We start from the raw sequence: 18,354 nt of genomic DNA, 5'->3' as shown, positions 1-18,354 counted from the left end.
GGGAATTAAACCTCACATTCTGCAGCATTAAAACACAAAAGTTTTTCGGTAATTTTTTTGATTACTTTTGTTCTTATTTCTTTTTCTCTTATAAAAAGATGCCCACTTTCAAATTGTTGGAACTCACAATGCTCTAATGAATGATCAGCCCATCCAAAATGATCTTCAGGGGAGACCCAGGTATCTTGTTTACCCAAAAATACCGTAGTGCCAAAAGTTAAGGGCGACTCATCACGATAAGTATAGTTTCTAACGATGTTCATATCGCCGATAAAAATGGGCAATAACACTTTGATGATACTCTTGTTCATCCGTTCATCGCTGTAATCAACAATCCCATTATCTTTGAACACGATGGATAAAGCGGTTAATTGTTCATCATCCAAGGCACTGATTCGCTCCGAGGTTAAATCAAATAAATTGATATTCATTTGTTGTAGGTTTTTTAGCAGATTATCCAAACTTTTGGAGGGTACACGTGGGTCTGGATAGGCTGATGCAAAAAGATGAATGGGTTGGGGGAGCTGATGAATGCGTAAATAGCGGCTTAACTCAAATCCAATTAGTGATCCAAAACTATGGCCAAAAAAAGCAAAAGGTAAATTGAATTGAGATTTTAGCTGATTGGCTAATAATGAAACCAGGGTATTGAGGTTATCAAGGGGTTGCTCCTCCATTCGGTTTTCTCTGCCTGGTAACTGTATCGGACATACTTCAATGGAATCAGGAAATTCCTGTTGCCATTCGCGATAAATTGAAGCACCGCCACCGCCATAGGGAAAACAAAACAACCGTACTTGGGCATTGGCTTGTATTTTTCGATTGGCTATCCAAGGCGTATCAATCTGGATTTTGGGTTCAGGGGATTCTTGTTTTTCGCCTGTCCATTGGCTTGCTAACACATACTCTGCAATTTCATTGATTGATGGACCTTGCATTATCAAGGGTAAAGAATAAGTGACCCCCATGGTTGTTTCTATGATTCGGATTACTGCCAGAGCCATTAGCGAATCCATTCCTAGTTCATGCAAGGACTGAAAAGGATTGATATCATTTTGAGGCATCGAAAAAATAGTGGCAAATCGCTCCATTAAATGATGAATCAATTTGTCTTTACATACCTCATAGGGCAATGATAAATCGAGCTGAAATTGAGATTGAATATCCATGATTTGATTAATTTGGATCGTATCATTGAGGACACTCATGCATAGGTCATGACACATGGCGATGACATTATAGTTTTTATCCAGTAAGTACCAATCAGCAATAATGTGTTTTCCATCGGGATGCAGTTCTTTTAATACGGTGTATATATATTTCTGGTCTTCTATTGATCCATAAAATTCAAGAGTACCCATATGGGATGCAATATAGGGTTTGTTGAATTGTTGAGGTAATAATAAAAAGACTGTTTGGATGCAGGCATCAATAATTCCTGGATGCATTCGGGTTGTAAATTGCTTTCCGCGCTCGGAGGATTTAGGTTCGCGTAACTCACAAAACAATTCATCACCATTTGCCCAATATTGATGGGCCCAGCGAATGGTATCACCAGCAGGCATACCCATGCCTGTTATTCGGTTATAAAACGTTTCCATAGTTCCTGAAACAGGAAGTCGTTGTATGCGTTCAGTCTTGGTTTCAAGTGGGTTGACTGGGGTAGAACTATTCAAGACTAAAGTACCGGTCGCATGTTCTATCCAATTTTCTTTGCCATCATTGCTGTAAAAGCGAAACGATGATGTGTTGCTTTCATTATCGGTTTCGATGATGAGATGCACCAAAATAGTGGTTCCTTCCAAAACCAATATAGGCGATAAATACTTAAGGTTTTGTACCTTAAACGAAACGGTTTGCTGTAATTGTTTTGCTGCATAGGCCAACATTTCTAGGTAGTAACCTGCATGCAAAACATAAAAAGTATCTTGTACCTCAGGCATCACTTTTGTATCAAAGACAAATTCAAATTGTCGTGCTGCTAAAGGTGAGGGAAGGGATTTACCGCGCATAGGGTAGTTTATAGAGATTCTTTCATTAAAGCCCTGATCTAAGGCTGGCCAATATAGTTTACGTTGCCATGGATAAAACGGCATATCCAGCGGTGCAAAAGAGCGTTCTGCTTCATATTTTTTCCAATCAATTGGTACAAGATTTACATAGTTTTTTGCTAAGGTTGCCACATCCATGGTGGCAAACTCGGTTATTGGAGTTGAATGATTGGATTTTTTTTGCTCGTCATTGATAAAAACAGACTCAATTGGGGCATCAAGATTTGTCCGTAATGCAACTAATTTTTGATAAAGATCAGCAACTGAATCAGTAATTATTGCCAAACGTTTTGCATAATGAGAACGCCTGGTGTGGAGGTTATAACAAAGCAGTGCCAAATTGGTCTCAGGATGATTTTTTAAATAATCACACCAGCGGCCGATTAAATCAGCTAGCGCAGCGGACTCTTTTGCCGAAAGTGTAAATAACTCATTATCCTTAAGAGCGGTGTTTGTGAAAGTGGGTTGCTCATTTAAAGGAGATTCACGTAACACCAGATGCGCATTGGCACCACCGAAACCAAAACCACTCACTCCGGCAATGCCGACATCACTGTATCTGGGTAATTGTTCTGCTTTAGTAGGAATACTCAAAGAATAGCGATCAAACGGGATATGTGGGTTCGCATTAGCAAAGTTAAGATGGGGTGGAATTAAACCATTTTTTAAAGCTAAAGCAACTTTAATGACACTCACAATACCCGCGGCAGGCTCCAAATGCCCTACATTGGTTTTTACTGAGCTAATCCAACAGGGTTGTTTCGCATCACGATTTTTGCCGATTACTTCACCTAATGCTTGAATTTCAATTGGATCCCCTAGAAATGTCCCTGTTCCATGGCATTCAATATAGGAAACATGGGCCGGATCTGTTTTAGCCATTCGATAAGCGGATCGCAATAATTGTTCTTGTTGCAAGCCATTAGGCGCAGTTAAACCATTGGTTTTACCGTCTTGATTCATCGCACTACCAGTGATTACTGCATAGATCTTATCTTTATCCTGCAATGCTTTGGCAAGCGGTTTTAAAATAATAGAACCTGCCCCCTCTCCTTGTACATAACCATCCGCCTTGGCATCAAAAGTATGGCATTGTCCGGTAGGAGAAAGCATGGTTGCTTTAGCCAAAACAGAATGAATGGAGGGTAATAAATTGATATTTACTGCACTGACTAATGCAGTATCACATAGTTTGGCTTGTAAGTTTAAGCAGGCTAATTGAATGGCAATAAGCGAAGACGAACAGGCCGTATCTAATACTAAGCTGGGGCCGCGTAAATCGAACAAATAGGATAAACGATTGGCTGCCATGCTGATGGCGCTGCCGGTAGGAATAAACAAAGCATCCATATCTGAGTCTAATTTTTGCAGGTGACTAAACTGACTTGCATATAAGCTGGAGAAAACGCCCATATTGGATCCAGCCAAATCATCAACGGTTAAACCGGCATCTTCAAGGGATTCATAGGCTACTTCCAATAAGATACGTTGTTGTGGATCCATTCGCATTGCTTCACGAGGGCTAATGCCGAAAAAATAAGCGTCAAACGCTTCAATTTGACGCAGATAGCCTCCCCAATAAGGCAAATTGGGATCACGCTGAATGACCTCTCGAGTGCCTTGCAAAAGCTCCCAACGTTCATCAGGTATTGGCGAAATGATGTTCTTGCCCTCGCATAATAACTCCCAAAACTCTTGAGGATTATTCGCTTCGGGTAAACGACAACTCATACCAATAATTGCTACTGGATCAAATAATTTGTCGTTCTGTTCTTGCAAAAGCTTCTTGAGCTTTTGGATCATTAATAATGATTTTTTTAAAGTAGTTGTATCATTCATAAGCCAGCTCTAATTCTTTTAATTCCAATTCCAGCAATTCATTCAGTTGCGCCTCATTTAATTGATCCAGATCAAGCGTTTCCTCTACCTTGAAAAGAGGTGCAGAAGCAGGCTCAATATTAATTTGCACGCGTTGCATGATGTAATCGGTAAGTTGTTTTAGTGTAGGGTAGCGATATAAGTCCATGGGGGCGACTACATCGGGGAAATGCTTACCCAGTTGCTCGGTATAATCGATGCCAGTAATGGAGTCCATCCCATATTGTTGGAAGGGGGATTCGCTGTCAATTTCAGTGACTTCCAATCCTAATACCGCAGCAAAGAGATTCAGGACTAATGCTGTGATTTCCTCCTGATTTAATGAAGAAACAACAGTTGCTTGCGTATTTGAAGCATATTCAGCAACAAAATGTGTAAAGAAATCAAGTTGCTTGGCAGAGGCATTTACTTGTAAAAATTTCTTCCATTGAATTTTACAGACTGTAATTTCAGCAGGATTTAGTCTGAGAAGAATATGCAACAATGCAATGCCTTCTTTAATACTTAAAGAAGCCATACCTACAGCATCTAAAAAGGCATCATGATTATGTCTGTGGCTCATTCCTTTTTCTGACCAGGCGACCCAGTTAATACTTGATGCGGGTAGTTGCAAACTACGACGATATAAAGCAAGGCCATTCATAAATTCATTAGCGGCTGCATAAGCGCTGAGTCCTGCCATACCAAAATGGGGAACCGCTGCAATGGAAGAAAACAGCACGAAACACGATAGTGGCGCCTGCAAAAAGAGTTCATGCAATACCAAGGAACCCTGTACTTTTACGCGTAACACATCATGCCATAATGCCTCATCCATCTCGGCAATGGTGACATTATCAGTAGTGACCCCTGCTAAATGAAAAACGCCATCAATGGATTGTTGCCATGCTTTTTCGGCCTCTATAATGACCTGACGCATTTGTTCTTGATTCGCTACGTCCACCGCAGCATACCTAACCTGCGCTCCTTTCGCTTCTAACTGTTTGAGCCAGGTATTTTTTTCTAATGTTTTTGCTGATAATTCTGTTGTTCCAGTAAGCAAAACAAAACGAGTTCCTTGGGTGACAATAAATTCTGCTACTTCATAACCTAAGGCTCCCAAGCCTCCAGTAACTAATGCAGCAACAGGAGTTTTCCAGGAAGGGGGTATCTCATGACTTTGTGGCGCCTCATGAGGAGCGAAGCGAATGGTATAGCGTTCGTTGGCACGATACGCAATATGGTTTTCTTTTGCTTGATAACGTCCCAATTCCTTGACTAGGATCTTGGTATTATGTTCCATACCTTCATTTACATCCAAATCAAGCAATAATGCGTGATACTTTGCTTGTTCGGCTGCAAAAATACGGGTCATGGACCAGAGATGATGCTGCCAGATATTGATGGTATCAGAAGGATTAACCTGTTGTGCTGATTGTGATGCGAGACAAAATGTTAATTGTTGCGGCCACGAATGCTGCACGATGGCTTGCAACAGATAAAGTAAGGAATGGGCAGGATCCGATTGGTTTTCTTTACTTGAGCCATATACAGAAGATATAGGCTCACTCCTGCCTAGATCCCGCGGCTCGTCCGCGGGATCTAGAAGTATCATAGTCTCGTTGGATCCCGCGGACGAGCCGCGGGACGTAGTATGATCGTGGTTAGTTATCGCTGGACATAGATAGATGATGCCTTTTAAATTATCTCTGTGCTGTTCGTGAATGGTGGCCAGGAGCATTTCATAATCAGTTTTTTGTGACGCATTGAGCGCGAATTCATTCTTCTCAATCATGGAATATTGATTGCCAATGAAACAATAAATACCTGCATGGGCACCAAGTTCTTGTTTCAAGAAAGGTACTGATTCTGGTTCACAGAAAATAAGCCATTTTCCTTCGCTATTCATTAATCCAGGCTGGGTTGCTTGAGGGTTTTTCTCCCACTGGGTCCTGTAAAGCCACTCTTGAAGATCAATCATTTCAGGGCTAGCAACCACGGGTTCAATTGCTGGTTGCATAACAGGTTGAACCACAGGTAATGGTTCTACTTCTTTTGTAGGTATCCAGCAGCGTCGTTTAGTAAACGGGTATGTGGGTAAAGAAACAATATTCGGCACTTGTTTTGGGTATAATTGCTCCCAATCCACTTTGGCACCATTAACCCAATGCTGGACTAATTCTTCATAGCGTGCATCACGGATTAATTCATCAACGTTTTGGGGATTAATTTGAGCATGATGATTTATCCAGGTGTTTGTACCTTGGGGATGAGGATGGGTTGCCAGAGCCGCAAGTAATTCACCGGTGTTTGTTGCAATCACCGCGAATCGTGCCATCATGTGCTCACGTCCAGTTTGTAATGTAAAGCATACATCTCTAAGCCATTCTTTATGTTCTAGCTGTCTGTTCCCCTGTAGATAACGATGCATTTGCTGGATTTGTGCTGTCAAACGCTCTTCATTTAATGCCGATAATAAAAAGATATATGGAACCTGCATCGTGTTCTGTTGCTTTATTGGGGGTATGTACTCTTCAATAATCATATGGACGTTCGCGCCGCCTGCACCAAATGAACTTACTCCTGCCCGTCGTGGTACATTATTATCAGGCAGCCAATCAGTACATTCTTGTTGTACATAAAAAGGGGAGTTTTGAAAATCAATAAAAGGATTCAATTGCGTGCTATGTAATGTAGGCGCTAATTTTTTGTGGCGCATTTGTAAGAGTACTTTTGCCAATTGGGATATGCCTGCTGCAGATTCCAGATGCCCAATATTGGATTTGACTGAACCAACAGCACAAAATTGCTTGTCTTCCGTATAGTGTTCAAAAGCATCTTGCAAACCACGAATCTCTATAGGATCTCCTAAGGCGGTTCCTGTGCCATGCGCTTCAATATAAGAGATGGTTCGTGCATCAATATTGGCATTTTTTAACGCTTGCAAAATCACCGCTGCTTGAGCATTAGGATTGGGAACAGTATAACCGCTGGTCTTGCCCCCATGGTTCATGCTGCTGCCTTTAATAATCCCATAAATCATATCATTATCAGCAATCGCATCCGCTAAAGGTTTCAATAAGACAGAGCCGACGCCTTCAGAGGGTACATAACCGGTGCCTCCCTCAGCAAAACTCGCACATCGGCCTTGTTCGGACATAAAATTAAAACTACCCAGAAAGTGATATTTACTCGGATGTAATGACAAATTCACACCGCCGGCGATGGCCATGGCACAATCACCACGCAAGAGGCTTTCACACGCCAGATGAATTGCTGCTAGAGAGGAAGAACACGCTGTGTCGACCACAAAGCTTGGACCATTTACATCAAGAAAGTAAGAAATTCGGTTTGCTACAGAGAATGATTGGATATCCAATGGCACCCGATTTCCTTTTTGCCACTCTTCTGCGATAAACAATGGATAAAAATTATAAGTCACTCCAGCAAAAACGCCGACTGAGTTTTTGGTTTTTCGTTTTAATTTGTCCCGTGTATAACCTGCGTCTTCTAGAGTGGTCCATACTGATTGCATGAACAAACGTTCTTGTGGATCCATAAGTCCTGCATCGCGGGGCGAGATATTAAAAAACAATGGATCAAATTTATCGACATCGGGAATAAAGCCTCCATGGGGGAAATAATGTTCTTCACCGCCGATCAGTACAGGATAATCTTTATAATTCCAGCGATCAGCAGGAACCTCGCCCACACAATCTTGTCCGGAACTTAAGTTTTGCCAAAACTCATCCATGGAGTTAGCCATAGGAAATGTGCCGCTTAAACCAATAATGGCAATGTCCTGAGATGAATGGGGCGCGTGCTTTAAGGTAGATGTTATTGGTTTAACTGTTTCAACCTCAAGGGGGGCTACCATCGGCAGAGCATCGTTCTTGGATACGAGCGCTGACAATGGTTCTTTATAATTTTTAATAAAATATTTGGCTAAATCATTTAATCGATTGCGTTCGTAGAGTAAGGTTTTGGGTAAGGTACCAAAGTCTTTTTCCAACCGATTAGTAATTTCTAAACCAATTAAAGAATCAACGCCATAAACTTCATAGGTCTCATCCGCTTGGATAAGTTCAGGAGAGGTACGCAATTTTTCTGCGAATATATGTTGTAAATAAGCTAAAGTCTGGCTAGAGAAATCCATTGCTCCCTTATTCACTATTGGAGCTGGATCTAAGGATTGGGGTGTTGCTATGGAATGTGTTTCCAGATCATACCAATAGCGTTGTTTTATGAATGGATAGGCAGGTAACGAACCCACGCGTTGTATTTTTTCTCCGACATACACTTGGCGCCAGTCAATGACATAATGTTTCGTGTATAAATCAGCCAGAATAAATAACTTATGCCGATATTGATCGGAATTTTCTGGTTGGTGCAGGGTTTTGATTGCGGCTTGATATACTTCATCAAATACTGGCCCTTGGAGCGTCCAGGTTTGGCCTTCATTCATCATGCAATATTCAGGAATTTCATGGTCGATTAATAAACTCAATGCATGACACAAGGAGTCCACAGAATCTACCACCAAAGCACAGCGGTAAACAAAATGAGCTCGTCCCATATTGAGGGTAAAACTAAGCGAGGGCAAAGAAATGATTTTTTTATTCTGATTAAGCCATTGCTGCAGGTCGATTATTTTTTGCTGCAAGCTTTCCTGCTGTTTGGCAGAGAGAGTGATTAGGTAATAAGGTTTAGCCTGTTGGTTCTCCATAATGCGTTGATGGGGGCGACCCTCCTCAAGCACGACATGAGCGTTAGTTCCACCAAATCCAAATGAGCTGATTCCAGCGCGCAACGGGATATCTGTTCCGCTTTCATTTTTGATACGTTGCCAGGCCTGAGTTTCTTTGACAATGGTGAAGGGAGTATTTTCTAAATTGATATAAGGGTTTAATTCATGCAAATGCAAAATACCGGGTAGTGTTTCATGGGTCATGGCCAAAAGTAGTTTGATAATGCCTGCAATTCCCGATGCAGGTTCTAAATGACCGATATTTGTCTTTACAGAACCTAACCCAATCGAATTTTGCTTTGTTCTCGTTGCAATTAAAGAGGAAAATGCAAGTTTTAAACCTTCAATCTCCACAGGGTCACCTAAAGCGGTCCCTGTTCCATGAGTTTCAATGTAGGTGACCGTATCTGGTTCGAAATCGGCCTGGGTGTAGGCACGTATCAACAACTCACTTTGTGCTTTTGCGTTGGGTGCAGTCAAAGATTGGGCCTTACCACCATGATTTACTGTTGAAGCTTTAATGACCCCGTAAATATGATCTCCGTCTTCTTGGGCCTGCTTTAACGGTTTGAGTAAAAGACTGGCAACTCCTTCGCCTTTAACGTAGCCATTTGCGTTTTTATCAAAGGTTTTGCAACGACCATCTGCAGATAGGGCGCCTAATTGTCCAGTAACTACTATGGTGTCTGGGCTCAAGATAAGGCTTACGCCACCCGCAATAGCTAAATCGCATTCGCCTTGGCGAATTGCTTGTACTGCGCGATGAATTGCAACTAATGAGCTTGAGCAGGCACTATCGACGGCTTCACTCGGCCCTTGGAAATTGAAAAAGTAGGAAACACGATTGGCAATCATGCTGTGCGAGTTCCCTGTAGCAATAAATCCATGGTGTTCTTTTTGTTGTTTGGCAATTAAAGTCTGGTATTCACTAAACTCAACACCTGCAAAAACTCCAACATTTTGTGAGGGTAATGCAAAAGGATCATAGCCCGCATCTTCAATGGTTTTCCATACGGTTTCCAAGAAGAGTCGTTGTTGCGGATCCATAAGATTCGCTTCCCGGGCCGAAAGATTAAAGAATCCCGCATCGAATTGATCAAACGTGTTGATAAAAGCACCCCATTTGGAATTGCTTTGATGGGCTTCATTTCCATAATAATCACGCCAGTCCCAGCGTTCTTTGGGGATCTCGGTCACTAAATCATGGCCTTCAACTAAATGCTGCCAAAAGGTGGCAAGGTCATCGGATTGTGGAAAAAGTCCTTGCATACCAATAATGGCGACTGATTCCGTGTCGCTGGCGGCAATACGTCTTGGTTTTATTTTAGGAGCATTCACTTGCAGATGAGCTATTTCTTGGTGAGTCTGAGCTACTGCTTTAGGAAATTGGTTAATCAGGTATTCGCTAATTGAGTGCACACTACTGTGTGTAAAGAACACTGCAGGGGTAAATTCGATTTGGTAGTACTCGGTGATCTTTTTAGCCAATTCAATAAAATGCACGGAATCCATCCCGTATTCACCAAGATTTTTTTCCAGTGCAATTCGGTGTTGTGTTATTTTTAATATTTGGACTACTTGTCGCGTAAGATAAGAATGAATCTTATCAATGAGTGCATTTTGGGTTAATGCCAAATTGGTTGGTCTATTCTCGGTAGAGTTCAGTTGTGCTTCATCGGAATACCAATGGCGTTCTTTAGCAAAAGGATAAGTAGGTAAGGAGATTTTTTTCCTGGATTCATCGGCGTGGATTTGTTGCCAATCAAGATTCTCACCTTCGACATAGAATTTTGCCAACGCGAGTAATGTCTCTTTATATTGATTGGGTTGCAACAATTGCTGCATCATTATAGGTAGGACCGTGGAATGAATCAGGGTGCTTTCAGCATTCTTTTCTGCATTCATTTGAATAAAAAATGCAGCGGTTTGTTGGTGTGCTTTAAATCGTTGGATTAATTGAATTGCTTCACCAAGCGTGCTTACCACCATAGCGCAACGGCAATCAAAATGACTTCGGCCCGCGTTTAAGGTGTAACTTACTTGTTCCAGTTGGGCAGAAGGGTTTTGTTCTAACCAACTCAATAAATCATCGAGACGTTGATTTAAGGCCAATTCTGTTTTGGCAGATACGGTGAGCAAATAATACGATTTATTTCTTGTAGATGAAGGAAGTGCTTCAGGCGCTTCAGATAAAATCAGATGCGCATTAGAGCCTCCTGCACCAAAAGAGCTGATCCCGGCAATTCGCGGGATATTGGGTAATGGTGGCTGCCATTCACTTACGGTTTGTTGTACGCGAAATGGTGTGGTAGACCAGTCGATGTTGGGGTTCAACGTTTCTGAGAGCAGAGAAGGCACTAAGGTGCGATGTTGTAATTGCAATACCACTTTGGTGACTGCGGCAATTCCTGCCGCAGATTCACAATGACCAATATTGGATTTTACTGAACCAATAGCACAATGGTACGGCATTTGTTTCTGAAATACTTTATTTAATCCGGCAATTTCAATAGGATCGCCCAGTGAAGTTCCGGTACCATGCGCTTCGAGATAACTTACGTGCGTTGGGTTAATATGGGCCTTTTGGTAGGTTTCGGCAAGCAATTCAGCTTGTGCGTTAGGATTAGGTACTGTGTAACCGTTTGTTTTTCCACCATGATTAAGCTGACTGCCTTTAATCACTGCATAAATAAGATCGCCATCGGCTAATGCTTTATCTAAGGGTTTTAATAGTACTGCTCCCACGGCTTCACCGGGTACATAGCCATCGCCGCCCTCACCAAAGCTGCGGCAGTGCCCATCACTGGCCAAAAATTTCCCATGACTTAGCAACAGATATTTATTGGGATGCAAAGAAAGATTCACGCCCCCTGCAAGTGCCATCTCACATTCGCCTTCGTGAATGCTCTGGCAGGCTAAATGAATTGCAGTAAGCGAAGAGGAGCACATTGTATCCAATGCAATACTCGGACCATGAAAATCAAAAAAATAGGAAACTCGATTGGCGATGGAAGCAAATATTGAATTTGTTGCTGTAAATGGATGAGCGTGAGTCGATTCATTACCAAATAACTGATATTGCCCGTACATCACGCCGACGTAAACGCCCACTTTTTTCCCGGCTAATGCATCATGGGCATATCCGGCATCTTCTATGGTTTTCCAGGCTGTTTCTAAAAATAATCGCTCCTGGGGATCCATCAATGCAGCTTCGCGTGGCGAAATATTAAAAAACAGAGGATCGAATTGATCCACATCAGTTAAAAAACCACCCCATTTACTGTAGGTTTTTCCCGGATTATTTTGATCCCCATCAAAATAATCCGTCATAATCCATCGCTCCTTGGGAATTTCGCGAATGCAGTCTTTTCCCGTGTAGAGATTCTGCCAAAATGCGCTCAAATCTTTTGCCTCTGGATAACGTCCGTTTATCCCGATAATGGCGATATCTTCAGACTTGGGTGTATGTTTTGGCACACTGGGCGAGATGACCAAGGGACGAACTGAATTTATCATATGAGTTGAAATATCAGATAAATAGGGCCTTAATTCATGGGCATGATGTTCCATGAAATATTCAGCTAAATCGGCTACATTTCGGTATTCAAAAAATAATGTTTTAGGTAATGCACTAAACTCACGGGCTAAGCGCTGGTTGAGTTGAATAATCATCAATGAATCAATGCCATATTTTTCGAAAGACGATTTGGGATCAATCTGTTCTGACGAACATTTCAAGCTATCAGCCAGTATGTTCCTTAAAAAATCCTCGGTCTGTTTTCGAAAATTTGCGTTGAGCACGGGGCGTTGAGGCGCTGTTGATTGGTTGAGCATCGCGTTATTTTGCAAGGCACTCATGAGTTTTTGTTGGTAACCCGGGAGTACAATACAATTTGGAGTATTATGCTGTAATGCCTGCAAGAATGCAGTGAATCCCTGTTGTGTAGATAAACTGATAATACCTAAGTTTTGCTCAAGCACCTGTTGGTATTCAGGAGCAATGCGTAATCCCCCTTCTTCCCAAAGAGGCCAGTTAATCGAAATAGTATGCCCGGAACAATGACCAAGCGTTCTTTGTTGTTCGCGTTCGCAGGCAAACTCATCGAGAAAACAATTGGCATAAGCATAATCGCTTTGTCCAGCATTGCCGAACACAGCAGCGACAGACGAAAACAGCACAAAGAAATCTAAACGTTCATTAAGAGTTGCTGCATGTAAATTGCAAGTCCCATACACTTTAGGTGCTAATACATTGGTTATTTCGGGAATGGTTTTATTAACAATAAATCCATCATGGGTAAGCCCCGCGGCATGAATAATGCCATTAATTGCCCCAAAACGCTTTTTAGTTTTTTGAATGAGGGCTTGGACCTCTTCGTGGGATGATATATCCGCGGCTAGATAAGCGACGGAGGCATTCTTTTTTTCGAGTGCTGCCATCCGCTTTTGATGCTGCTCCGACAAAGGTGAACGACCGGTTAATACGATTTTGGCCTGATAATGTTCTGCCAAATAGGTGGCAAACAAATAACCGAGTTCTCCCATTCCTCCGGTAATTAAATAAACCCCAGACTTCTTAAGCGTCGGCAGCATTGCCTTTGGTGTAGGAAGCGATTCATAACGACAAACGTATCGCTGGTTCTTTGTATCGTAGCGAACTTCAATTTCATTTTGAGTTAGTTCCTGCGCAAGTAGGCTAAGATCATGTAGTTCAATAAAACGGCATGAGATATTAGATTGTTCTTGATGCAGACTTTTTGCAAAGCCAACTAAAGCACGTGAATAAACTGAAGGGTTTTTGCTGATACAAACGAATTGCACTCGATGTTTGGGCTTTAATTGACACATTTGGCGTGTTAGCGTTTGGAGCAGATAATAGGTTTGCTCCAAATGTTTTTGAATCGAGTTCACTAAATAGGGCTCATCATTGGCCTCTTCTAGCGCAATAACAATACATTCGTAAGATGAGTCGATTAGGATATCTGCACGATAAGAATCGTGTATAAGTTGGCATGAGATAGTCTGAGCTGAAACATGTTCCTTAATTGCGTGTATTGATTGTAGGTTACTTCCTAAGATCAGGATGGATTCTGGGGCCTTTGTTGAGGCACGTAGAGATTGCATGTCCCATTGGGGAGAATAACATGCTACCGTTGCTTCAGGTGTAACAGCGGCCTGTACCGCGCATAAGGTAAATCCCGTAATGACTAATAAGAGCCTTCCTTCTGTATCGGTCACTTGAATATTAAATACAGGCATATGCTGATTATCAACAGCAGAAATCAAGTTGGCACGTACATAACAGGTATTGGTTAAAGCCTGGTAAATATCGATTTGGCTTATAGAAAGGGGTAGGTATTGCCGTTCACGATTTTTAAGTAGTACCTGAGTGGTCTGCAAAATCCCATCGAACAAGCAGGGATGTAGCACAAATTCATTGCTTTTAATGGGCAGTGTTGTTGGCAGGGTAAGTTTTGCCAACAGGTTATTCTCATCAAAATTCAGGGTTTCAATGACCTGAAAAGCCGGGCCGTAGGTTATCCCTACATTTTTAAAATAGGCATAAATAGCATCGGGGTTTTGATTTTGGGGCAGTGCAGATTTTAATTCCTGAATGTTAAGTGCGATGTGATGGGCATTGGGAGCGCTGTCTGCACAATGGACCTCACCACTCATATAGGAAATAGTTCCATCTTTATCAGTTAATGCAAACGAGACACAATCAGCTTCAGGAGCTAAATGGACATGCAGGGGAGAGGACAAGTCCAGGGTTTTTATCGGCTTTTTCCATGTTATATTACTTAACGTGAGTACGTGCTGATTATTTGAAGCTAGACTGGTAGCAACGCGAACCATCTCCAAACACACCGCACCAGGCAAGACCGCTTCATCATGTAACCGATGCTCGAGCAAATAAAATTCATTTCCTGAAAAGTGCTTACTAAAGACAGATGCAGAGAGCGTAGATATATTCTCATCGATTAATGGATGCACACTCTGATGCGATTTACTTTTGAGTTCTACCCAATGTGATTCTTTGGCGAAGGGATAAGTAGGGAGCGATATTTTCTCCTGATAATCACCATAGATTGCGTGCCAATCAATTGATTTGCCTTGCAGATAGGTACTGCGTATTTGATTTAAATCAGCAGGATGCTTATTTGCATTGGATAGTTCTGCTGCGAGCAGGTGTTGCTCGATATCCTCACTGGATGAAATAGACTGTAGATAGCCCTTCAATTCTTCAATCGTCTTCACAATCACGCTAAAACGCTTGGGAAAATGTTGCCTGCCTACATTCAGAGTGTAGCTGAGGGAAGCTAAAGAGGGTAGCTCTCGTTGTTGCTCCAACCATTTGAGCAACTCAGCTGCTCGTTGATGTAATGCGGATGTTGTCATCGCAGATAAGTTAATCAGATAAGAAGAGTGATTGAGAGATGAGGATTGGGTACGCTCTGGACCTTCTTCAAGGATAATATGAGCATTGGCACCGCCAAAGCCAAAGGAACTCACGCCCGCTCTTCTCGGAGTGTTAGCCGTCTTTGGCCATTTGGTGGGCTGATCCACGAGATAAAATGGACTGTCCTCAATCTCAATATAAGGATTCAATTCACTTAAATGTAAATTAGCGGGTATCAGTTCATGACGCATCGCTAACAAGGTTTTAATGATCCCCGCTATTCCTGCTGCAGATTCCAAATGACCGATATGTGTTTTCACTGCTCCTAAACCACAAAATTGTTTGGGTAAGGACTCAAGGTGTTGTTCCAAAGCCAGGTGTTGGAATGCTTTTTTTAAGCCATTAATTTCAATGGGATCACCTAATGGCGTTCCGGTTCCATGTGTCTCGATGTATTGAATGCTATCGACAGGTATTTGCGCACGCTGACATGCAGCAATGATCACTTCAGCTTGTGCATTAGGATTGGGTGCGGTAAGCGTATTAACATGTCCACCGTGATTTACGGCAGTGCCCTTAATTACCCCGTAAATATTGTCGCCATCCTCTAATGCCTGAGGAAGTTTTTTCAATAAAATGGCGCCGGCGCCTTCACCACGTACATAGCCATTGGCATTTTTATCAAAAGTTTTGCAACGTCCATCTACACTTAACATCCCCGCTTGATTGGCGGCAATAAATGAAGTGGGCGTGATCAAAGTATTCACTCCGCCTGCAAGCGCAAGATCGCAATCACCGTGTAACAGCGCCTGGACTGCTTGATGAACAGCAACGAGAGAACTGGAGCACGCTGTATCAATTGCCTCGCTTGGTCCGCGCAAATTTAAAATGTAGGAAATACGATTGGCAATCATGCTATTCATCGTACCTGTCGTAAGATAGGCGTCCATAACCTCATTTTTTTGCAGCAGTTCGGCGTAATCATGATTAAATACACCTACAAACAAACCTGTTTTCAATGTGGCGAGAGTTGGTGTGCTGTATCCGGCATCCTCAATTGTTTTCCAAATGGTTTGGAGAAATAATCGTTGTTGTGGATCAATTAACTCGGCTTCGCGTGGAGAGATATTAAAAAACGTTGCATCAAATTGATCGATATGATCAATAAAACCACCCCATTGTATCGTCAAATCACGCCAGTTCCAGCGTGATAAGGGGACTTCGCTGATGCAATCTTTTCCCTGAGATAAATTATCCCAAAAGGTATCTACATCGGGAGCTTGAGGGAATACACCGCTGATTCCGATAATGGCAACATCATTTGTTTCATCACGATATTGCTTTTCTTCGTTAAGCACTGTTTCAACGCCGCGTTCTGCTAATAGAGAAGTATAAAAATCTGCCAAAGTGGCATATTCATACAAAGCGGCTGGAGATAAGGTAAGTTGATAGGTTTCATTGAGCACTGCTGTAAGATGAATGATATTAATCGAATCGAAGGAATAGCGACTCAAGGGCGCATATAAGTCGATGTCGTTCTCGTCTATTTTCAGTACATTGGCTACTAAAGTGATGAAGTGATTTTGCTTACTATGATGTTCATTGTAACTTGATGTTGGCTTCTCAGATAGATCCTGCACCAAAACTGCCAGATTTTGCTCATTAAATAATGATTGCGCTTTTTTTCGTTGTAATTTGCCACTGCCGGTTTTAGGAATGGCTCCTTTAGGGCTTAAAACCACTTCATGGATATCCACACCATGATGTTTGGTGATTGCATGACGAATTGCATTCTTGATCTCAGGCCATAGTGATTTAGGTGTTTCCTCTCCCAGCTCCTGTACAATAATAATTTTTTCTTTGTTTGCAATTTCTGTTGAAAAGGCTACTTGTGGAAGTTTAATCTTGAACTGAGAGAGTGCATGGGCAACTGTGATTTCCAAATCAAGAGGATAATATTTTTTGCCATACATCACGAGAACCTCTTTTAATCTGCCGGTTAAATAAATTTCATCATCTAGAATAAATCCAAGATCGCCCGTTCTGAAATAGTGGAGATCACTGCCAGGAATGGTTGCATGGAACGCGGCCTGTGTTTCATCAGGACGTCGCCAGTATCCATGAGCTAGTGATTTTCCAGATAACCAAATTTCACCAGTTTCTCCAGCAGTAACAGGTAGTTTCGTTTCAGGATCCACAGCAACTGCCTGTAATCCTCCTAATAAATTACCGCTGCTGACTAATCGTCGTTGAAGAGGATTCGCATCGTTTTGCTGGGACAAGGAATGTGGCTCAGAACCAAAAGAAGTTACTGCAATAGCGCCTGATAATTCAGACATGCCATATGCGGAACAAAACTGCTTTAATGAAAAACCACAAGAGCGAAACTTAGTAGAAAAATCAATAAGCGTTTGATATTGAACAATATCGCCCCCATTAATTGCTACTTTCCAGTGTTTTAAATTGAGTTGTGCAAGTTCCGCTTCTTTGATATCTCGCACGCAAATATCATAGCCAAAGTTTGGGCAACCACTATGGGTTACTCGATAGGTTGATATAGCAGATAACCAGGTAATAGGTTTGTTAATGAATGCGGCCGGGGGCACAATAATAGCTTTTGTTCCGTGATATAGCGGTACTAATATCCCACATACTAGTCCATACACATGAGTATGAGGAGCCCAGGTTAAGGTAATGCTCTTTTTAGTGTAATGCCAAACTTTAATCGTTTCTTGCAAGCTATGCTGTAAATTTCCATGGGTGATGATTGCGGCTTTGGGAGTAGAAGTTGACCCTGAGGTATATTGTAAATAGGCTACGGTTTCATCACTAATAGAGGTTGATTGATAATGTTTTGCAGATGTAGTTTTAATCGTATCAGTAGTCAGTATCGGTACCTTTCTCTTTAGAGTGGTTTTAATACTTGAATAAAATCGAGATAGGCTTAAGACTGCGGCAATATCAGCATCTTCTGCAATGGTGTTTAGGAATGCCTCATGTTTCGCAAACTCATCTATTTTAGGGCAGGGGATTGGTACAGCAATGATGCCGGCATACCAACATCCGATTAAACTTGTGACAAACTCAACACCTGTAGGATAAAGAAGAATGAGGCATTTGCCCGTCATTTTCTGGGTTTGTAAATGGGCCGCAATAATTTTGGCTTGGTAATCCAACTCTGCTAAGGTAAGTCCTGCTGTTTTATGTTCACCATCTTCTAGGTAAAGAAGTGCTTCTTGATGAGGATTTTTTTGCGCTCTGTTTTGTAATACATTAACAATGTTCTGCATGAGCAACTT

Annotated in this window: 2 protein-coding genes; both read right to left on the bottom strand. The window is 41.9% G+C overall.

Translation table 11 applies throughout. From position 1 onward, the window contains the following. Positions 1–5: 5 nt before the first annotated feature. On the bottom strand, positions 6–3,890 hold the full coding sequence (locus tag ACWTEW_RS16070; protein ID WP_454782671.1) for a beta-ketoacyl synthase N-terminal-like domain-containing protein: 3,885 nt from the start codon (positions 3,888–3,890) through the stop codon (positions 6–8). Next, positions 3,883–18,345: an SDR family NAD(P)-dependent oxidoreductase gene (locus tag ACWTEW_RS16065; protein WP_454782670.1), complete on the bottom strand. Its 14,463-nt coding sequence runs from the start codon at positions 18,343–18,345 to the stop codon at positions 3,883–3,885. Before ACWTEW_RS16065 ends, ACWTEW_RS16070 begins: the two co-directional genes overlap by 8 nt. Between the last annotated feature and the right edge of the window lie 9 nt (positions 18,346–18,354).

It is taken from the genome of Legionella stuttgartensis, assembly GCF_977063405.2.
This window is presented reverse-complemented; position numbering and strand designations above follow the sequence as displayed.

Excerpts from the sequence above, each read along its gene's own strand:
- ACWTEW_RS16065 (WP_454782670.1), bottom strand. The coding sequence starts at position 18,345 with ATGCAGAACATTGTTAATGTATTACAAAACAGAGCGCAAAAAAATCCT.
- ACWTEW_RS16070 (WP_454782671.1), bottom strand. The coding sequence starts at position 3,890 with ATGAATGATACAACTACTTTAAAAAAATCATTATTAATGATCCAAAAG.